The 20,074-nt window shown below is 38.9% G+C and carries 17 protein-coding genes; all 17 read left to right on the forward strand.

Translation table 11 applies throughout. The features are described 5' to 3' along the window. Nucleotides 1–6: 6 nt before the first annotated feature. Nucleotides 7–732, forward strand: a complete 726-nt coding sequence (gene ymfI, locus ABE41_RS10050) for an elongation factor P 5-aminopentanone reductase (protein WP_066289589.1) — start codon at nt 7–9, stop codon at nt 730–732. A 68-nt stretch (nt 733–800) separates the two neighbouring features. Beyond that, the gene (locus ABE41_RS10055) at nt 801–1,058 is read left to right on the forward strand and encodes a DUF3243 domain-containing protein (protein WP_066289591.1); all 258 of its coding nucleotides are present in this window, start codon (nt 801–803) and stop codon (nt 1,056–1,058) included. 135 nt (nt 1,059–1,193) lie between these two features. Further along, nucleotides 1,194–1,970, forward strand: a complete 777-nt coding sequence (locus ABE41_RS10060; protein WP_066289593.1) for a YmfK family protein — start codon at nt 1,194–1,196, stop codon at nt 1,968–1,970. A gap of 18 nt (nt 1,971–1,988) precedes the next feature. Further along, nucleotides 1,989–2,855: a helix-turn-helix domain-containing protein gene (locus tag ABE41_RS10065; protein WP_066289596.1), complete on the forward strand. Its 867-nt coding sequence runs from the start codon at nt 1,989–1,991 to the stop codon at nt 2,853–2,855. A gap of 38 nt (nt 2,856–2,893) precedes the next feature. After that, nucleotides 2,894–3,472, forward strand: coding sequence for a CDP-diacylglycerol--glycerol-3-phosphate 3-phosphatidyltransferase (gene pgsA / locus ABE41_RS10070; RefSeq protein ID WP_066289599.1), 579 nt, complete (start codon nt 2,894–2,896; stop codon nt 3,470–3,472). A 147-nt stretch (nt 3,473–3,619) separates the two neighbouring features. Next, on the forward strand, nt 3,620–4,861 hold the full coding sequence (locus ABE41_RS10075) for a competence/damage-inducible protein A (RefSeq protein ID WP_066289601.1): 1,242 nt from the start codon (nt 3,620–3,622) through the stop codon (nt 4,859–4,861). 128 nt (nt 4,862–4,989) lie between these two features. Then, nucleotides 4,990–6,033, forward strand: a complete 1,044-nt coding sequence (gene recA / locus ABE41_RS10080) for a recombinase RecA (protein ID WP_066289604.1) — start codon at nt 4,990–4,992, stop codon at nt 6,031–6,033. Nucleotides 6,034–6,540: 507 nt separating this feature from the next. Further along, nucleotides 6,541–8,106 (forward strand): ribonuclease Y, encoded by a 1,566-nt coding sequence (gene rny / locus ABE41_RS10085; RefSeq protein ID WP_066289607.1) that lies wholly within the window; start codon nt 6,541–6,543, stop codon nt 8,104–8,106. 272 nt (nt 8,107–8,378) lie between these two features. Continuing rightward, nucleotides 8,379–8,639, forward strand: a complete 261-nt coding sequence (gene spoVS / locus ABE41_RS10090) for a stage V sporulation protein SpoVS (RefSeq protein WP_010193268.1) — start codon at nt 8,379–8,381, stop codon at nt 8,637–8,639. A 356-nt stretch (nt 8,640–8,995) separates the two neighbouring features. After that, nucleotides 8,996–10,738, forward strand: coding sequence for a 2-oxoacid:acceptor oxidoreductase subunit alpha (locus ABE41_RS10095; RefSeq protein WP_066289609.1), 1,743 nt, complete (start codon nt 8,996–8,998; stop codon nt 10,736–10,738). A 1-nt stretch (nt 10,739) separates the two neighbouring features. Beyond that, on the forward strand, nt 10,740–11,606 hold the full coding sequence (locus ABE41_RS10100; RefSeq protein WP_066289611.1) for a 2-oxoacid:ferredoxin oxidoreductase subunit beta: 867 nt from the start codon (nt 10,740–10,742) through the stop codon (nt 11,604–11,606). 179 nt (nt 11,607–11,785) lie between these two features. Next, nucleotides 11,786–12,826 carry an L-threonine 3-dehydrogenase gene (gene tdh / locus ABE41_RS10105; RefSeq protein ID WP_253805468.1) on the forward strand — a complete coding sequence of 347 codons (1,041 nt, stop codon included), beginning with the start codon at nt 11,786–11,788 and terminating at the stop codon, nt 12,824–12,826. Nucleotides 12,827–12,843: 17 nt separating this feature from the next. Continuing rightward, nucleotides 12,844–14,019 carry a glycine C-acetyltransferase gene (locus ABE41_RS10110; protein WP_066289615.1) on the forward strand — a complete coding sequence of 392 codons (1,176 nt, stop codon included), beginning with the start codon at nt 12,844–12,846 and terminating at the stop codon, nt 14,017–14,019. Nucleotides 14,020–14,442: 423 nt separating this feature from the next. After that, on the forward strand, nt 14,443–15,957 hold the full coding sequence (gene miaB, locus ABE41_RS10115; RefSeq protein ID WP_066289616.1) for a tRNA (N6-isopentenyl adenosine(37)-C2)-methylthiotransferase MiaB: 1,515 nt from the start codon (nt 14,443–14,445) through the stop codon (nt 15,955–15,957). Continuing rightward, a complete protein-coding gene (locus tag ABE41_RS10120) occupies nt 15,957–16,391 on the forward strand; it encodes a YlbF/YmcA family competence regulator (protein ID WP_066289618.1) in 435 nt (144 codons plus the stop codon). The genes miaB and ABE41_RS10120 overlap by 1 nt, the downstream gene beginning before the upstream one ends. Before the next feature lie 392 nt (nt 16,392–16,783). Then, the gene (gene cotE / locus ABE41_RS10125; RefSeq protein ID WP_066289623.1) at nt 16,784–17,356 is read left to right on the forward strand and encodes an outer spore coat protein CotE; all 573 of its coding nucleotides are present in this window, start codon (nt 16,784–16,786) and stop codon (nt 17,354–17,356) included. Between the two features lie 109 nt (nt 17,357–17,465). Further along, complete coding sequence (gene mutS, locus ABE41_RS10130) at nt 17,466–20,057, forward strand: DNA mismatch repair protein MutS (protein WP_172827349.1); 2,592 nt, start codon at nt 17,466–17,468, stop codon at nt 20,055–20,057. Nucleotides 20,058–20,074: the final 17 nt, after the last annotated feature.

Genomic DNA, 20,074 nt, shown 5'->3' on the forward strand with positions numbered 1-20,074 from the left:
AAAAAATTGAAAACTGCGCTCATCACTGGGGCTACAGGAGCTATTGGCTCTAAAATATGCCAGATGCTTGCAAGCCGCGGCTACTTTTTGTATTTGCATTACAATACTAACGCTAATGCGGCGATAAAGCTTCAAGAAGAACTTGAAACACGATATAAAGTTAAAAGTGTAATTATTTCTGCAGATCTTTCACTTTCAGAAGGTCCTGAAATTTTAATGAAACAAATTCCTGACACCATAGACGCTCTAATTTATAACTGTGGAGCACAGCATTATGGACTTTTAACAGATTTTACGGATAAATCTATAAATGAAACCATGCAGCTTCATCTTCTTAGTGCTATTTCTGTTGCAAGATCAGTTATTCCGGCAATGGTTCAAAATAAAGCAGGAAAAATTATTATGGTTTCCTCGGTATGGGGAGAGGTAGGAGCAGCATGTGAAACAGTCTATTCTGCTGCTAAGGGAGGATTAAATGCTTTTGTAAAAGCATTATCAAAAGAACTTGCCCCGAGCTGCATTCAAGTAAACAGCGTATCGCCAGGAGTTATTGCAACACCTATGCTTGATCAATTTTCAGAATCCGAAAAGCTTGAACTTGTATCAGATATTCCTGCAGGAAGATTTGGAGAGCCTGATGAAGTAGCTCATGCGGTAGAATTTTTAATAAGCAATAAAGCAGATTATATTTCAGGGCACATCTTATCTATAAATGGCTCTTGGTTTACTTAAAATTGATGTATAAAAATGATTGAACTAAGGGATATTAATGCTGTATCAACCTTGAAGGAGGAGACAGCATGTCTGTATTAGACAACTTCGGCCAATGGAAAGATTTCCTGGCAGAGCGCTTGAATCATGCTGAGCATGAAGGCATGAACAACGAGACGATCTCAAATTTAGCTACAGAAATCGGCGGATATTTAGCTAACCACGTTGAACCTAAGAACGAGGAAGAAAAAGTTCTTGCCGATCTATGGAAAGTGGCAGATGAAAATGAAAAACACGCCATTGCTAACATGATGGTCAAGCTTGTACAAAACGACGGAAGCCGCTAAAGTTAGAAAGGATGTTAAGATTTTTTTCTTAACATCCTTTTATTTTTCTTTCATAATAAATTGAAATCATTTATTATTAATTACAAAGAATAAATGTAGAAATTTGTTTCATTTTGAAGAATAAGGAGCTGAAGCATGGGAGAGCAGGAATGGTATTTAGAGTATGAAATACATAAAAACCGGCCGGGCCTCCTAGGGGATATATCATCCTTGTTAGGTATGCTGGGCATTAACATCATAACGATCAATGGTGTTGATAACGAGCGGCGTGGTATGCTGCTGATTATTGATAATGATGAGAAAACAAACCGGTTAAAATCAATACTGGAATCTATGGATAACATTACAGTAACCAAATTTCGCAAACCAAAGCTGCGTGACAGACTGGCAGTCAGACACGGACGATATATTGAACGTGATGCGGATGACAAAAAAACGTTTCGGTTTATTCGGGATGAGCTTGGTATATTGGTTGACTTTTTAGCTGAATTATATAAGGTTGAAGGACATAAATTAATCGGCGTCAGGGGAATGCCCCGTGTTGGGAAAACGGAAAGCATCGTAGCTTCGAGTGTATGTGCGAATAAAAGATGGGTCTTTATTTCATCAACTTTGCTTCGTCAAACCGTCAGAAATATGCTTGCGGATGATGAATATGATTCTGATAATGTTTTTATTATCGATGGAGCCGTTTCCGCAAGAAATATGAACGATAAGCATTGGCAGCTGATTCGTGAAATAATGAGGCTTCCGGCTGCTAAAGTTGTAGAACACCCTGATCTTTTTGTACAGCAAACGGAATATACGTTAGACGATTTTGATTACATTATCGAGCTGAAAAGTCATCGCGATGAGGAAATTACATATGAAGCTCTTAAAGAAGATCCAACAGGATTTGGAAATCTAGAATGACGTAAGTGGGTGGGAAGGTTGACAGAACTCGGAAAACTATTGAAAGAAAAGCGCGAAGAAAAAGGCATGACACTTGAAGAACTTCAAACAGCGACGAAGATACAAAAGCGTTATTTAGCTGCGATTGAAGAAGGGAACTATGATGTGCTGCCAGGTACATTTTATGCAAGAGCCTTTATTAAAAATTATTGTGAAGCAGTGGGGTTAAACTACGAAACGATTTTTGATGAATATGCTCATGAAATCCCGCAGGCAGTTAAAGAAACATCAACGGAATTTGAACCCCGGTCCAAAAGAGAACGCTCATCTGTTAACGAAGAGAATTCTTTTTTAAAACGGTTAATCCCGATTTTGCTTATCGGAGTTTTAATTATTGCGATTCTTTTCTTTGTGTGGAAATTTTTGCTGCCGGATGGAAATGATCAGGCCAAAAGCGGTGAAGATGTAAAATCCGTGGAATTAGATGCGGATGCAAACAAACCGGAAAAGAAAGATGAACTAAAAAAAGAAGCTGAAAAAGAAGAACCAAAAAAGGAAGAACCGGTTGAAAAAGAAGAAACTGCAGCACCAAAATTGACAAAGCTTCAGACAACCGGCAAAGTAACAACATATGAGATGTCTGAAGGAAACGATCTCGTCGTTGATCTGACAGCTACTGGCCCTAGTTATGTAGGTATTAAAGATGAAACCGGCAAAAGTCATTTTGATAGTCAGATTAAAAAAGGCGAAACAAAAACTTTTGATTTAACTTCTGCAAAAGAGGTTACTTTAAATATTGGTGCATCCCATGTAACATCTATTAAAATAAATGGTGAACCATTCACTTATCCTGTACCGCCTTCTGATTTAGTTCACCAGAAGATTGTTATTAAAAAGGCACAATAATTAAATAAGACGTTGACCGTATTTTGGAGGAATTTGCTTTGAATTTACCTAACAAGATTACAATATCTCGAATCTTTTTAATCCCGCTATTTATGATCGTACTTTTAGGAGGATTCGATTGGGGCACATGGACAATTGCAGGAGAAAAGTTACCAGTGACCCATTTTGTCGCAGCCCTGATTTTTATATTCGCATCCAGTACTGACTGGATAGATGGTTATTATGCACGTAAATATAACTTAGTAACAAACTTAGGAAAGTTTTTAGATCCTCTTGCAGATAAACTTCTAGTGTCTGCTGCTCTGATTGGTTTAGTTGAACTAGGTGCAGCTCCTGCTTGGATGGTAATCGTAATCCTTAGCCGTGAATTCGCAGTAACGGGTATACGAGCTGTCGCTTCTGCTGAGGGAGAGGTAATTGCAGCAGGTCAGATGGGGAAATTAAAAATGTGGATACAAATCATTGCAATATCCGCTTTGTTGCTTCATAACCTTCCTTTTGCATGGATCGGTTTTCCGTTTGCAGCAATAAGCTTATGGCTTGCTACTTTAATTACTCTTTATTCCGGATGGGAATATTTTGTGAACAGCAAACACATTTTACTAAAATCAAAGTAAATCATGAAAAACAGGAGAGGAACACTCCTGTTTTTTTATTCTTCCTAAGAGAAAAAACTGAAAACCAAGCTATAATTATTATGTTATCTTTCTTTTACAAAGTTGAACTAAAATTAATTGAAGATATAATCAGGGAGAGTGGTTGAGATGAACGCAGAAATTATTGCAGTAGGCAGTGAACTGCTTTTAGGTCAAATCGTAAATTCCAATGCTCAATTTATTTCCAAAAATCTAGCTGACATAGGGGTGAATATTTTTTATCACACGGTTGCCGGAGATAATGAAAGAAGGCTGTCTTCTGCTGTACAAACGGCTATGTCACGTTCAAACCTTCTTATTTTCACTGGAGGTCTGGGACCCACAAAGGATGATCTTACAAAAGAGACGATTGCGAAACTCTTTCACAAAGAATTGGTTCATGATGAGGCTTCTTTGCGTTACATAACAAATTACTTTGCACAAACAAATAGGGAAATGACCGATAATAACAAGAAACAAGCACTTATTATTAAGGATGCCACGGTTTTACCTAATGAAAATGGAATGGCTCCTGGTATGGCATTTACACAAGATGAGATTACCTGTATATTGCTTCCTGGTCCTCCCAGTGAGATGAAGCCAATGTTCCTAAAATATGCTATTCCTTTTCTGCTTTCAAAGATGGATGTGCAAACTAGATTGTATTCGCGTGTTTTGAAGTTTTTTGGCATTGGTGAATCGATCCTAGAAACAAAGATTCAAGATTTGATTGAAGAACAAACGAATCCTACAATCGCACCTTTAGCCTCTGAACATGAAGTGACAATCCGTCTGACTGCTGCACATATCGATCAAGAAGAAGCAAAAAAGCTGCTGGATGAAACAGAATCAGAGATTGTGAGAAGAACATCTGCTTTTTTTTATGGGTATGAGAATGATACGCTGGAAAAACAGGCAATGGATTCATTGCTCAAAAGGAATGCTACTGTTGCCTCAGCTGAAAGTTTAACAGGCGGTCTGTTCGGACGGATTATGACAGATCAGCCAGGTTCGTCGGCAGTGTTTAAAGGCGGTATAGTCGCTTATTCAAATGAGTTAAAGAAAAACTTGCTGAGTGTACCCGATTCTTTAATTAAAGAACACGGTGCAGTTAGTGAAGATTGTGCTGAATGGATGGCTGAACATATAAAAAATATCGCGAAAACAGATTATGGGATCAGCTTTACAGGTGTAGCAGGACCAGAACAACAAGAAGAAAAGACTGTTGGAACAGTATTTGTCGGGATTGCAGGACCGCAGGAGACGAAGGTTTTTCATTTGAAACTTGCAGGCACAAGGAATAGTATTCGTGAAAAGACAGTAAAACATGGTTTATACTTATTAAATCAATTGGTCAAAAAAGATCAATAAAAAAATCGAATAAATGTTCGTAAAATGATTGGCAAAATGAGAAAAAAGATATATGATAGAAAAGTAGTTAACAAAGGAATTAATGAATTAAAAATAAATGAAGATACAAATTAGAGGAGTGAATTTTGATGAGCGATAGAAAAGCGGCTTTAGATATGGCTCTGCGTCAAATTGAAAAGCAATTTGGTAAAGGTTCAATTATGAAACTGGGTGAACAGACAGATCAGAGAGTTTCAACTGTTTCCAGTGGTTCCATTGCTTTGGATATTGCACTTGGAATCGGCGGTTATCCTCGCGGCAGAATAATCGAAGTTTATGGTCCGGAATCTTCAGGTAAAACAACTGTTGCACTTCACGCCATTGCTGAAGTACAAAGAAACGGCGGACAAGCTGCATTTATTGATGCTGAGCATGCGCTGGATCCTGTATATGCACAAAAACTTGGTGTCAACATCGATGAATTGTTATTGTCCCAGCCTGATACTGGGGAACAAGCGCTTGAAATCGCTGAAGCACTTGTTCGAAGCGGAGCGGTTGATATTTTAATCATTGACTCTGTTGCTGCTCTTGTACCAAAAGCTGAAATTGAAGGGGAAATGGGAGACTCTCACGTAGGTCTTCAAGCTCGATTGATGTCTCAAGCTTTGCGTAAACTATCAGGAGCAATTAACAAGTCCAAAACGATCGCAGTATTTATTAACCAGATCCGTGAAAAAGTCGGAGTTATGTTCGGGAATCCTGAAACAACTCCAGGCGGAAGAGCATTAAAGTTCTATTCTTCAGTACGCCTAGAGGTGAGAAGAGCAGAACAGCTTAAGCAGGGTCAAGATGTTGTCGGAAACAAGACAAAGATTAAAGTTGTGAAAAACAAGGTTGCCCCTCCGTTTAGAACGGCTGAAGTTGATATCATGTACGGAGAAGGAATCTCTTATCAAGGCGAGATTTTAGATATCGGTTCAGAGATTGATATCGTCCAAAAGAGCGGAGCATGGTATTCATATGAAGGTGAGCGTTTGGGCCAAGGCCGTGAAAATTCTAAGCAATTCTTAAAAGAAAATCCTGAAATTGCGGCAGCAATTGTTGCAGAAATCCGTAACTACTATCAGTTAGAAGGAAAAGCAGCTGAAGCAGAAGCTCCTGCTTTAAAAGAAGAATTCGAGCTGACAGAATAGTAATAAAAAAGGCCAGTCAAACCGACTGGCCTATTTTTATTTGGTTCTTTTCTAATAAATAGTTGCTTAAAAAACATCACTGAAAGTTGATTGGAGTGTAAGACGCGAGACTCCTGGGGGGATCAGTGTAACAGGTGAGACACCTAAGGGCCCAAAGTGCCAAGGATGCTCACCGCACGCCACGCGGAAAGGGAGCATCCTGTAACAGAAATCTACTACTTTCAAAAGCAACAAAGTTTACGAAAACAGCCTTATTTTTGGAGAGAAATTTCGTCAATTACAGGCAAATAATGCTCCTTGCTATTTTTAAGTCAACCTATTATTATAGAAGATTGACTCTCTTGACAAGCTATAGGCACACCTATAAAATGGAGATATATTTTGATTTCTTATGAAATTAAAAGATATGTATAGTATTTGTACGACATGAATGGTGCACAGCACATGTAACACGAATGACGCCAAGAAATGCAGTATGAAAAGAAGAAAGCAAGAGGAGGTGGAAATATGCCGAGTTTTTTAGTATTCATCTCCAGTTTGCTTGTCTCATTAGGTGTCGGTGCAATTGTCGGATATCTTGTTAGGAAATCAATTGCTGAAGCGAAGATTTCAAGCGCAGAGCGTGCAGCTGCGCAAATTGTTGAAGATGCAAAGCGCGATGCTGACGCCAGCAAGAAAGAAGCGCTGTTAGAAGCAAAAGATGAAATCCATAAGCTACGTACCGAAGCAGAACGCGAAATTCGCGAACGTCGAAACGAGCTTCAAAAACAAGAACATCGATTGGTTCAGAAAGAAGAGATCCTGGACAGAAAAGGTGAAACTCTTGACAAGAAAGAGGAATCTTTAGAAAGACGTGAGGAATCTCTCACCAAAAAACAGCGACAAATTGAAGAGATTGAAAGCAAAGTGGAGGAATTGCTGGAGGAACAGCAACGAGAGCTTGAGCGCATTTCCAGTATTACCAGGGATGAAGCCCGCCAAATCATTATGACTGAAACAGAGAACGAAATGACACATGAACTGGCGATGATGGTAAAAGAAATGGAAAACCGTGCAAAAGAAGAAGCGGACAAGAAAGCGAAAGAAATTCTTTCACTGGCTATCCAACGCTGCGCAGCCGATCATGTAGCAGAAACAACGGTTTCTGTCGTAAATCTTCCTAACGATGAAATGAAGGGAAGAATTATTGGACGTGAAGGGCGAAACATCAGAACACTTGAAACATTAACCGGCATCGATCTTATCATTGATGATACTCCGGAAGCTGTTATCTTGTCTGGTTTTGATCCAATTCGCCGCGAGATTGCGCGTATGGCATTGGATAAGCTTGTTCAGGATGGAAGAATCCACCCTGCGCGAATTGAAGAGATGGTTGAAAAATCACGCAGAGAAGTGGACGAGTACATTCGAGAAGTCGGGGAACAAACTACTTTTGAAGTCGGTGTTCACGGACTTCACCCAGATTTAATTAAAATCCTAGGCCGTTTGAAGTATCGTACAAGCTACGGTCAAAACGTTCTGAAACATTCAACAGAAGTGGCTTACTTAGCTGGTTTAATGGCAGCTGAAGTAGGTGAAGATGTACATCTTGCTCGACGCGCTGGATTACTTCACGATATCGGTAAAGCGATTGATCATGAAGTTGAAGGCAGCCACGTTGATATCGGGGTTGAACTTGCTACCAAGTATAAGGAACACCCTGTAGTTATCAATAGTATTGCGTCACATCATGGTGATACAGAACCAACATCAATTATTGCTACTCTAGTGGCAGCAGCAGATGCATTATCAGCTGCAAGACCAGGAGCACGCCGAGAAACTTTAGAAACGTATATTCGCAGACTTGAAAAGCTGGAAGAGATTTCAGAGTCATTTGATGGAGTTGAAAAATCTTTTGCTATTCAAGCAGGACGCGAAATACGCATCATGGTAAAACCGGACATGATTGATGACGTAGCATCTTATAGACTTGCCCGTGATATAACGAAAAAGATCGAGAGTGAGCTGGATTATCCAGGGCACATCAAAGTAACGGTTATCCGTGAGACACGAGCAGTAGAATACGCGAAATAATGAACAGGCTTAAAAGGATATTTAAAACCTTTTGAGCCTGTTTTTTGTATTCCGGTTTTATTTTTATATGAAATCTTCGGGAAATTTCAAAATGACAATAAGGTTTGAACTGCCAATGTTAAGGGAAACAGATAACCGGGGTTTATTCAGAAGGTCAACTCTGCAGAACAAATATAATATTATGATGACAGGAAATTCGTTACTGCAGGAATACAAGCCTTGATCAATGAATATAGTAGAACAGGTATCTATCCTGAAGGAGGTTCAAAACAATGGAAATATTAAAAGTTTCAGCAAAATCCAACCCCAATTCTGTAGCTGGTGCACTTGCAGGTGTTCTCCGTGAAAGAGGAGGCGCTGAAATACAGGCGATCGGTGCAGGTGCATTAAATCAAGCTGTAAAAGCCGTAGCGATTGCAAGAGGATTTGTAGCACCGAGCGGAGTTGACCTCATTTGTATACCAGCATTTACAGATATCTTAATTGATGGGGAAGAAAGAACGGCAATTAAATTAATAGTGGAACCGCGATAATGAAGAAATGAAAAAACCTGTTTACTTAAAATGAGTAAGCAGGTTTTTTTGTGATTTTTAATACTCTTACAGGGTCTGTTTATGGAGAAATATAGAGAAATATAATAGAATTGATTAGTACAAGAACTGTAATGGCCACAATAATACTGCATATCTTACATGTTTTACCTGTTTTTGAAATAGTTTGAATAATTTCAGCCGAATACTTGCATTTTTATTGAGTTAAGTCTAGAATTGTAGACGTTTAGTACATAATTTATTTAACGTATAAAAACGTTGAAATCACCATGAATGCAATAAACAAAACTAAGTAATTTCTCAAAATTAACGTTTGGGTTACTGAAAGGGTGGAGTACATGATTGATCAACTTTCTTGGAAAGTTGGCGGACAGCAGGGTGAAGGTATCGATAGTACAGGTGAGATTTTTGCGATGGCTCTTAATCGCCTTGGCTATTATCTCTATAGCTATCGACACTTTTCTTCAAGAATTAAAGGCGGTCATACCAACAATAAAATTCGTGTAAGCACAAGTGAAACCCGTTCTATTTCTGATGATCTTGATATTTTAATAGCATTTGATCAAGAGACGATTGATGTGAATGTACATGAGCTTCGTGATGGTGGAGTTGTAATAGGAGATTCTAAATTTAATCCTACAGTACCAGAAGATCTGAATGTCAGATTGTATGCGGTTCCATTTACTGAGATTGCAAGTGAACTTGGTACTTCTCTCATGAAGAATATGGTGGCGATTGGCGCAACAAGTGCTGTATTAGGTTTGCCTGTTGAGAGCTACTTGGAAGTAGTTGAGGAGATTTTCTCCCGTAAAGGTGCAAAAGTAGTAGAAAAGAACATGGAAGCTATTCAAAAAGGTGCAGATCATTTTAATGAATTATCTGGCGGCCAGATTGATGGTTTCCAATTAAATAAAGCAGATGGCAAAAAGAGAATGTTCATGATCGGAAACGATGCAATCGCACTAGGTTTTGTTGCGGGCGGCGTTCGTTTTATGGCAGCGTATCCTATCACGCCTGCTTCAGAGATCATGGAGTACTTAATCAAGAAACTGCCTGAATTTGGCGGAACAGTTATTCAGACGGAAGATGAGATCGCTGCATGTACGATGGCAATTGGTGCGAACTATGCTGGAGTCAGAACGATCACTTCATCTGCAGGTCCTGGTCTTTCATTAATGATGGAATCGCTTGGTCTGTCTGGAATGACTGAAGTACCGCTGGTAGTAGTTGATACACAGCGCGGAGGACCATCTACAGGACTTCCGACAAAACAAGAACAATCAGATTTAATGGCAATGATTTATGGTACACATGGCGAAATTCCAAAGGTAGTTATCGCGCCAAGTACTGTTGAAGAAGCATTTTATGATGCTGTAGAAGCGTTAAATATTGCAGAAGAATACCAATGCCCAGTTATTTTACTGACAGATCTTCAGCTTTCACTCGGAAAACAATCTGTTGAACCATTAGATTTCAGCCGTGTGGAAATTCGCCGCGGTAAACTTGACCTAAATCAGGAACTGCCTGAAACGGATGATAAAGACGGATACTTTAAACGATATGAAGTTACTGAAGACGGTATCTCGCCTCGAGTAATTCCTGGCATGAAAAACGGTATTCACCATGTAACAGGTGTAGAACATGATGAAACTGGAAAACCGTCAGAAGTAGCAGCTAACCGTCAAAAACAGATGGATAAGCGTCTGCGCAAACTAAAGAACCTTAATTTCAATGTTCCTGTTGTAAAGCAGGGACAGCATGAGGATGCAGATATTCTTCTTGTAGGATTTAATTCTACTAGAGGTGTTATTGAAGAAGCGATGCCGCGTCTGGAAGCTGAAGGGTTTAAAGTAAATCATGCGCACATTCGCTTGATTCATCCATTCCCGACCGATGAGATGAGACCGTTAATTGACGCTGCGAAAACAGTAATCGTTGTTGAAAATAACGCAACGGGACAGTTGGCTAACATTTTGAAAATGAATGTTGGGCAGCATGAAAAAATTAAGAGTTTATTAAAATATGATGGAAATCCTTTCTTGCCATCTGAAGTTGTCATGAAATGCAAGGAGCTGGTTTAATATGGCTACATTCAAAGATTTTCGTAACAGTATCAAACCTAACTGGTGTCCGGGTTGTGGAGATTTTTCAGTACAGGCAGCTATTCAAAGAGCAGCAGCAAATGTCGGTTTAGAACCAGATAATCTAGCGGTTGTATCTGGAATCGGTTGTTCTGGGCGAATCTCTGGATATATTAAGTCCTATGGCTTCCATGGAATACATGGACGTTCACTGCCGATTGCACAAGGTGTAAAGATGGCAAACCGCGATTTAACCGTAATTGCTTCTGGCGGTGACGGTGACGGATTTGCGATTGGTATGGGTCATACAGTACATGCGATCAGAAGAAATATCGATATCACATACATCGTAATGGATAACCAAATTTATGGGCTGACAAAAGGACAGACATCTCCCCGTTCAGATGTTGGTTTTAAGACAAAAAGTACGCCAGAAGGTTCTGTTGAATCAGCTATAGGCATTATGGAGCTTGCTTTAACTGCAGGTGCGACATTTGTTGCTCAAAGTTTCTCAACAGATCTGAAAGAACTTACTTCTATTATTGAAGCAGGTATTAATCACAAAGGGTTCTCTTTAATCAACGTATTTTCGCCTTGTGTTACATACAATAAGGTAAACACATATGACTGGTTCAAAGAGCACTTGGTTCCGTTGAGCTCAATTGAAAACTATGATTCATCAAATCGAATGATGGCTATGCAAACATTGATGGAGAATAAAGGCCTTGTTAAAGGGATTATCTATCAGGATAAGGTAAAGCCTTCTTATCAGGATCTTGCCCATGGTTACAGCAAAGAAGCTCTTGCTAAAATGGACTTGAACCTGTCTGAGGAAAAATTCAATCAGCTTATGACAGAATTTATGTAATTCATAGCCTCCTCCTATTTTTAGGCGGAGGTTTTTTGATTAAGTTAAAATTTTTTTAAGAATTTTTTTCGGTATCTGCGTATGTCCATCTGACATGAACACTGCTCTTTACCTCACTATTTTTAAAATGTACAATGATGTTGGATATGATATTTGATGTTTAGTGAGGAGTGTTCAGTGTGGAAGGAAAAATGAAAGCAATTGTTAAGCATCATGCGGGATACGGTGCTAGATTAGAAACAGTAGATATACCACAAATAAAAGAAGATGAAGTATTAATTAAGGTAAAAGCAACTTCGATCTGCGGAACGGATGTCCATATATACACTTGGGATGAATGGTCTCAAAGCCGTGTGAAAACTCCTTATGTTTTCGGACACGAGTTTTCAGGTATCGTTGAAAAAGTAGGAAGTTCAGTAAAAAATATTAACGCTGGTGATCATGTATCAGCAGAAACTCATATTGTTTGCCATTCTTGTCCACAATGTTTAAAAGGACAGTTCCATATCTGTAAAAACACAAAAATTATCGGAGTAGACACTCACGGCTGTTTTGCTGAATATGTTGCGATGCCTGCAGAAAATATCTGGAAGAACGATCCTGATATGCCATTTGAACATGGTTCTATTCAAGAGCCGATGGGAAATGCCGTTCATACTGTTCTAGCTGGGGATGTAGCAGGGAAATCCGTTGCAGTGATCGGCTGCGGTCCGATAGGCATCATGGCCGTAAACGTAGCTAAAGCTGCAGGGGCAAGCCAGGTAATTGCCCTAGACCTAAATGAATACCGTCTTGATTTAGCCAAAAAAATTGGAGCAACAGCTGTTATTAATCCAAAGACTGAAGATCCAGTGGCAAAAGTGATGGAGCTTACAGACGGGAATGGTGTAGATGTTGTCTGTGAGATGAGCGGGCATCCTGTAGCGATCGACCAAGGGTTTAAAATGATTACGAACGGCGGCAGGGTATCAATTTTAAGTTTGCCTGTAAAGCCTGTTGAAATTGACCTTACAAATGATGTTGTCTTCAAAGGCGTAACAGTGCAAGGAATTACTGGCAGAAAGATGTATGAAACGTGGCAGCAGGTTTCTGGACTTTTACAATCTGGAAACATGCATCCTGAAACAATCATCACCCACACTCTTCCAATGGAGCAGTTTGAGGAAGGTTTCGATTTAATGATAAAAGGCAATTGCGGAAAAGTAGTTTTAATTCCTTAGAAAGGGGCTTGATCGTGATGAAAGGTTTTGAATATTTGCAAGAAGAATTAGACCATATGAAAGAAGAGGGGACGTTTAGAAAGCTCGTACCTCTTGAATCAGAACAAGGTTCTAAAGTTGTTATCAACGGCAAAGAAGTGATTCAGCTTTCTTCAAACAACTATTTAGGATTAACAAGTCATCCAAAAATGAAGCAAGCAGCATTAGAATCGGTAGAAAAGTTTGGTGTAGGAACAGGTTCCGTTCGTACTATTGCAGGTACACTTTCTATGCACGAAGAATTTGAAAAAAAGCTTGCTGAATTTAAACATACAGAAGCATGCCTTGTATTCCAATCGGGTTTTTCTACAAACCAAGGAATCCTTTCAGCAATCCTGACCGATCAGGATGTCGTTATTTCAGATGAACTGAACCATGCATCAATAATAGATGGAATCCGTTTAACAAAAGCAAAAAGAAGAATCTATAAGCACGTAGATTTAGAAGATTTGGAAGCTGCGTTAAAAGAAACACAGGATTATAGAAAAAGAATCGTGGTAACAGATGGCGTATTCTCAATGGACGGCAATATCGCACCACTCCCTGGAATCGTAGAACTTGCCGAGAAGTACGATGCACTAGTGATGGTTGACGATGCACATGCAAGCGGAGTTTTAGGAACTAACGGACGCGGGACGATTGATCACTTTAATTTAAACGGCCGCGTACATATCCAAGTCGGTACATTAAGTAAAGCTATTGGTGTTCTTGGGGGTTATATTGCAAGTACCCAAACTTTAAGAGACTACCTGATCCATAAGGGACGTCCTTTCCTTTTCAGTACCTCTCATCCGCCTGCAGTTATTGCTGCAAGTTCTGCTGCTATTGATGTTTTAGAAGAAGAACCAGAACACATGGAACGTTTGTGGGAAAATACGAAATTCTTTAAAGCGGGTCTTAAAGAACTTGGATTCAATACTGGTGTAAGTGAAACTCCTATCACTCCTGTTCTTGTAGGTGATGATGCTTTAGCTCATAAGCTTTCAGATACATTGTTAAAGTATGGTGTATTCGCCCAAGGTATCGCATTCCCGACAGTTGCAAAAGGGAAAGCACGTGTAAGAACAATCGTAACTGCGCAGCATACTAAAGAAGAATTGCAAACGGCCCTAGATGCATTTGAAAAGGCTGGGAAAGAACTAGAGATTATTTAATGTAAAAGCTGTTTTCTTATACTTTGTTGCTCTTGAAAGTAGTTGATTTCCGTTCCAGGATGCTCGCTTTCCGCGGGGCGTGCGGTGAGCCTCCTTGGCGCCATGCACCATTAGGAGTCTCACCTGTCCCGCTGACCCCGCTGGAGTCTCACACCTTGCACTCCAATCAACTTTTCAATGAAGGCATGTGAAAAGGACTTTTAGCAACAATTTTTTAGAAAAGAGCCAATGCAAAAAGAAGGAGAAATCCTTCTTTTTTGTTTGCACCAACGATGATAGTTACCATAATAACATTATTTAAACAAGTGGGATTTCACGTTTAAATAAAACCATTTATTTGATATAATGTTACAGTTAGATGTATGTTTTATTGAAAGATAGTAGCAGCAATATGCAGCAAAGGCAGTTAGGAGTGAAAATGTCTTGGATACAAAAGACAATAAAACTATAAATAAAGATAAAAATAGAGACTACTCACAATATTTTCAAACTACTTATGCTCCGCCTTCTTTAAAAGATGCAAAAAAGCGCGGTAAAGAGCAGACTCAAATTTTAAAAGATTTCACGATTCCCGAGAATTTAAAAAATATAGGTGCTGGGAAGAAGTTCTATATTCGTACTTACGGATGCCAGATGAACGAACATGATACTGAGGTTATGGCTGGCATACTCAATGAGATGGGTTATGAAGTCACAGACTCTACAGAAGATGCAGATGTAATTTTATTAAATACATGTGCGATTCGTGAAAATGCTGAAAATAAAGTTTTCGGTGAGCTAGGACATTTAAAACATACAAAAGCGAACAATCCAAACTTGCTATTAGGTGTCTGCGGATGTATGTCTCAGGAAGAATCTGTTGTAAACCGAATACTATCAACTTATCCTCAAGTAGACATGATCTTTGGTACTCACAATATTCATCGTCTGCCTCAAATCATTGAAAATGCGCTTTTTTCAAAAGAAATGGTCGTTGAGGTTTGGTCAAAAGAGGGTGACATTGTTGAAAACCTTCCAAGAAAACGCAAAGGTAATGTAAAAGGCTGGGTTAACATTATGTACGGATGTGACAAGTTCTGTACGTATTGTATCGTTCCATATACACGCGGCAAGGAACGCAGCAGACATCCGCAGGATATTATCGAGGAAGTCAGACAGCTGGCGAGAGAAGGCTATAAGGAAGTTACATTGTTAGGTCAAAATGTAAATGCTTACGGCAAAGATTTCGAAGACTTAAATTACGGTCTTGGAGATCTAATGGATGAGATCCGTAAGATTGATATACCAAGACTGCGATTTACGACTAGTCATCCACGTGATTTTGATGACCGTTTGATCAAAGTACTTGCTAAAGGCGGAAATATCGTCGATCACATCCATCTTCCTGTTCAGCACGGAAATAGTGATATCTTAAAATTAATGGCTCGTAAATATACACGTGAGCACTATCTGGAGCTTGTCAACAAGATAAAGGCTGCCGTTCCAAATGCAGCTTTAACAACAGATATTATTGTCGGATTCCCAAATGAAACAGACGAACAGTTTGAAGAAACAATTACCCTTGTAAAAGAAGTAGAGTACGATGCTGCGTTTACGTTTATTTATTCACCTCGAGAAGGTACTCCGGCTGCAAAGATGAAAGACAATGTGCCAATGGAGGTTAAACGTGAGCGTCTCCAGCGTTTGAACAGCGTTTTAAATGATATTTCACTTCGCAAGAACCAAGCTTACATTGGAAAAGTTGTAGAAGTGCTCGTTGAAGGAGAAAGCAAAAAGAATCCTGATGTGCTGACCGGTCACACTGGCTCAAATAAAGTAGTAAACTTTAAAGCTCCTAAACACTTGATCGGTGAAATTGTAAAAGTTAAGATTACTGATGCTAAAACATGGAACCTTGGCGGAGAATTGGTCGTAGAAAAATCAGAGGTGGTAAGCTAATGACAACTTATACTAAAGAAGAAATTTTAGGTAAAGCGAAAGAACTTGCGAAAATGATCGCGACAACTGAAGAAGTAGAATTTTTTAAGAAAGCTGAGGCTCAAATCAACACGAATGCCAACGTTGCTAAATTAATGGGTCAAATAAAGAATATGCAAAAGCAAGCTGTTAATCTTCAGCATTATCAAAAACATGAAGCTTCTAGAGAAGTAGAAGAAAAGATTGACGCACTTATGGCGGAACTTGACAGCATCCCTGTCGTTCAGGAATTTAAGCAGTCACAAAATGATGTGAATGATATTCTGCAAATGGTTTCACATACAATCTCAAACAAAGTAACAGATGAGATCATTGAATCGACTGGCGGAGATCTTCTTAAAGGAACAACAGGTTCTCAAGAAGGGTGTTCACCTGGCGGCTGCGGCTGCCACTAATATATTTTTAAGACACGATGTTCTGTAGAGCATCGTGTTTTTTGTTGTTCTTCACATTCTTAAGCAAATAAATGTGGTCAAGAAATAGGTGAAAGCTGAAAATCAGGTTTTATGATCCTTCAAAATATTTTATGAGCCTTTAACAACATTTATGGTCCTTCAAATTTATTTATGATCCTTCAAAAAGTTTTATAGGCTTTTCGACAATCGCTTACTTCAGAGCATTTTCCATTCAAATATAATTTCACGTACCGTACATCAAAAAATTTTTTGAACATTGTTCTAAGAAAGCCCATATACATAGACTAATTGATGATTTTCATATTAATAAGCACAATAGGCATTTGCCCTGCATAAAATGTATGGAGAGCGGAAATAGGAGGGATTCATGTATGGCTAGACACGTTGAACAAGAGCTGACTTACAGAGAGATCATTACAAAAGCGGTGTGTGGTAAAGGCAGAAAGTTTTCTCAGGCGACCCATACGATTGCACCAGCTCATCGTCCCAGCAGTATTTTAGGATGCTGGATCATTAATCATGCTTATAAGCCGAAGAGAAACGGTGAATGTGTGGAAGTTGAAGGAAGCTATGATATTAACGTTTGGTACTCATACAATGATAATACTAGAACGGAAGTAGTAACTGAAACCATTCATTTTAAAGATAAAGTGGATTTGAGTGTAAGAGACAAAAACGCGCTCGGGAACCAGTATGAAGTAACTTGCCGTGCACTGCAGGAACCGAATACGCTTGAAGCAACTATTTCTCCAAACGGCAATAAAGTCATTGTTCAAGTAGAAAGAGAGTTTGTATGTGAGATCATTGGAGAGACAAAGGTTTGCGTTTACGTGAATCCGGATGGATTTGACGATGAGAATACAAGAGATTGGGAATATGATGTTGATGATGAAAACTTCGAAGATCTTGATCCTAATTTTCTGATTGGCGATTTAGAAGAATAACAAGAAGCGGGGAGAATTCTTCCCGTTTTTTTCATGCAGAGAAAACGAAATGAAGTGAGGAGTTATGATATAATAGCAACATCGAAATGTTATGAAAAAAGGTGAAATCATGTCGCAGTATACTCCAATGATACAACAATACTTATCTATTAAGGCAGCTCATCAAGATGCCTTTTTATTTTTTCGTTTAGGCGATTTTTATGAAATGTTTTTTGATGATGCTGTTCAGGCAGCTCAAATTTTAGAGATTACATTAACGAGCAGAGATGGGGGCAGCCAGGATCGCATACCAATGTGCGGTGTGCCTTATCATTCTTCTGCAGGTTATATAAAAACACTGGTAGAAAACGGCTATAAAGTAGCCATCTGTGAACAAGTAGAAGACCCTAAACAAGCAGTAGGGGTTGTGAAGCGGGAAGTTATTCAGATCATAACACCAGGAACGGTAATTGATGATCATTTATTGCAAGACAGGGAAAATAATTATCTCGTTTCAATTGAAAGAGAAAATGATTTATTTGCTTATGTCCTTTGTGACTTATCTACTGGAGAATTAAAAGGATATACATATATCGGCAATCAGCTATCATTCATCCAATTGCTCTTAAGCCAAGGTGTTAAAGAAATCGTTGGAGATGAGGAGTTACATACTGATTGGAATGAAAAGATGTCTCTCAATGGACAAGCTTCAATTTCAGTTCAACAAGAGACTACCGTCGAAGAAAAATTTCAGCATCTCACAATAGATATCACGCCTCTTCCTTTATTGAAAGCAGCTGGCAGACTGTTTCATTACTTAAACTATACGCAGAAGCGTTCCTTTCAGCATCTAAAGCCGGTTGAATACCAGCAGAATGACTTAAGAATGAAGCTGGACGCTTTTTCAAAAAGAAATCTAGAGCTCACTGAGTCAATTCGTGCAAAAGGCAAAAAAGGTTCGCTCCTTTGGCTGTTAGATTCTACTATGACTGCAATGGGAGCCAGAAAACTTAAACAATGGGTAGAAGAACCGCTTTTTGTGAAGAAGACTATCGAAAAACGTTTACAGCTTGTAGAAGAGCTCATTAATGAGTTTTTTATCCGTGAAGAAATGAAAGAACAGCTGAAGTCAGTTTATGACATGGAACGGCTGATCGCTAAAATCTCTTATGGAAATGCAAGTCCAAGAGATTTGGTCCAGTTAAAAAGATCACTGTTAAGCGTTCCTGTACTTAAAGAAAAAATAAGTCAAATTCCGGGTGAGTATGCATCAGAAATTTATGAAAAGATGAAGGATCATAAAGAGTTGGCTCAATTTTTGGATTCAGCTGTACATGATGAAGCTCCAGTTCAAATTAAAGAAGGCGGAATCATAAAAAAAGGCTATAATGCTAAGCTGGATGAATATAAAGATGCGAGCATGAACGGAAAAGCTTGGATCGCTGCACTAGAACAGAAAGAAAAAACAGAAACCGGAATTAAATCCTTAAAAATAGGATTTAATAAAATATTCGGCTATTATATCGAAGTTACGAAATCTAACTTATCGATGGTACCAGCTGAACGATATGAACGAAAACAGACTCTTGCAAACGCAGAAAGGTATGTAACACCCGAACTTAAAGAAAAAGAGCGTATTATTTTAGAAGCTGAAGAAAAAATATCAGGCCTTGAGCACACATTATTCTTAGAAGTTAGAGAATATGTGAAGCAATATATACCTGGACTTCAGCAGCTGGCTTCTGCGATTTCAGAACTGGACGTCATTCAATCATTTGCCGCAATCAGTGAACAGTACCGTTATGTAAGACCTACCGTTTCAGAGGATGGAAAAGTAAACATTGTCGGTGGCCGTCATCCAGTTGTAGAAAAAGTAATGGATGCACAAGAATATGTTCCAAATGATATTTTCTTAAATAATGAAAGAAATATGCTTTTGATCACCGGACCTAACATGGCAGGTAAGAGTACGTATATGCGCCAGCTTGCCTTAACTGCCATTATGATGCAGATTGGCTGTTTTGTACCTGCAGAACAAGCTGAATTGCCGATGTTTGATCAAATCTTTACAAGGATTGGTGCAGCTGATGATTTAGTAGGCGGACAAAGTACGTTTATGGTAGAAATGCTTGAAACAAACTTTGCTCTTACAAGTGCGACAGAAAATAGTTTGATTCTTCTCGATGAAATCGGGCGTGGAACTTCAACTTATGATGGGATGGCACTTGCACAGTCTATAATCGAATTTATCCATGAAAGAATTCAAGCGAAGACGCTCTTTTCTACCCATTATCATGAGCTGACTGTTCTTGAGAATTCACTTCCATCTTTAAAGAATGTTTTTGTAAGTGCTGTCGAGGAAAATGGAAGTCTCGTATTTTTGCATAAAGTAATTGATGGACAAGCTGATAAAAGTTTCGGGATTCAAGTAGCAGAACTGGCAGATCTTCCTCAGGATGTTATACAAAGAGCAAAGACAATCCTGCAGACTTATGAAAAACAAGAAAAGAATGAAGCGCTGCCTATCCAGGAAGTCTCTGCCGCAAAAGAAGAAGTGCAGGAAAGCCAGCTAAGTTTGTTTGCTGAAAAAAGCACAGTTTCCCGAAAAAGAGATTTAAAAGAAAATGACGTTTTAAAAGATTTAAAAGCATTGAATGTCCTTGAAATGACACCGCTTGAGGCGATGAATGCTTTATATAAACTGCATACCAAACTGAAATAAAAAGGAGGCTATAAAAG

This window comes from Fictibacillus arsenicus (assembly GCF_001642935.1).
GTDB classification, from domain to species: domain Bacteria; phylum Bacillota; class Bacilli; order Bacillales; family Fictibacillaceae; genus Fictibacillus; species Fictibacillus arsenicus_B.

Bases quoted from the DNA above. Each gene is read 5' to 3' on its own strand.
- ABE41_RS10075 (WP_066289601.1), top strand. From the start codon at position 3,620: ATGAACGCAGAAATTATTGCAGTAGGCAGTGAACTGCTTTTAGGTCAA.
- ABE41_RS10100 (WP_066289611.1), top strand. From the start codon at position 10,740: ATGGCTACATTCAAAGATTTTCGTAACAGTATCAAACCTAACTGGTGT.
- ABE41_RS10060 (WP_066289593.1), top strand. From the start codon at position 1,194: ATGGGAGAGCAGGAATGGTATTTAGAGTATGAAATACATAAAAACCGG.
- recA (WP_066289604.1), top strand. From the start codon at position 4,990: ATGAGCGATAGAAAAGCGGCTTTAGATATGGCTCTGCGTCAAATTGAA.
- mutS (WP_172827349.1), top strand. From the start codon at position 17,466: ATGTCGCAGTATACTCCAATGATACAACAATACTTATCTATTAAGGCA.
- ABE41_RS10095 (WP_066289609.1), top strand. From the start codon at position 8,996: ATGATTGATCAACTTTCTTGGAAAGTTGGCGGACAGCAGGGTGAAGGT.
- cotE (WP_066289623.1), top strand. From the start codon at position 16,784: ATGGCTAGACACGTTGAACAAGAGCTGACTTACAGAGAGATCATTACA.
- ABE41_RS10120 (WP_066289618.1), top strand. From the start codon at position 15,957: ATGACAACTTATACTAAAGAAGAAATTTTAGGTAAAGCGAAAGAACTT.
- spoVS (WP_010193268.1), top strand. From the start codon at position 8,379: ATGGAAATATTAAAAGTTTCAGCAAAATCCAACCCCAATTCTGTAGCT.
- ABE41_RS10055 (WP_066289591.1), top strand. From the start codon at position 801: ATGTCTGTATTAGACAACTTCGGCCAATGGAAAGATTTCCTGGCAGAG.
- ABE41_RS10110 (WP_066289615.1), top strand. From the start codon at position 12,844: ATGAAAGGTTTTGAATATTTGCAAGAAGAATTAGACCATATGAAAGAA.
- rny (WP_066289607.1), top strand. From the start codon at position 6,541: ATGCCGAGTTTTTTAGTATTCATCTCCAGTTTGCTTGTCTCATTAGGT.